The sequence below is a fragment of the Dellaglioa sp. CoH-57-MRSF-19 genome, from assembly GCF_056781975.1.
Genome location: NZ_JBXAXW010000285.1, coordinates 1 through 261 on the forward strand (window position 1 = coordinate 1; position 261 = coordinate 261).

The 261-nt window shown below is 54.8% G+C and carries 1 protein-coding gene; it reads left to right on the forward strand.

Going from position 1 to position 261, the window contains the following annotated elements; genetic code table 11:
- Nucleotides 1-46 precede the first annotated feature (46 nt).
- Nucleotides 47-261, forward strand: a 215-nt coding sequence (locus tag AC1RO3_RS09245) for a hypothetical protein (RefSeq protein WP_481764126.1), incomplete at its 3' end; no start/stop codon positions are given.

The window sequence follows — 261 nt, forward strand, 5'->3', positions numbered from 1 at the left end:
TCCACAAGTGCAACACCCACAGTACAAGCGCGGGTGGGTCCATAAGATGAAGGTTGGTGACGAACAGATTCGTGTCGTCTCCACCCTCGACTTTTTCAAGCTTCTGGACAAGCAAGGTGAGCTGGCCAACCTTCTAGGTTTCTGGTGCCGTCATTTTGCGAATCTGGTGCTTGGGCGCAATCCGCACAATCTAGCGGGCTCGAAGTCGGAGCCACGTTACGTGAAGACGACCGAGGAATTCGACACGCTCATGCGCCGCTT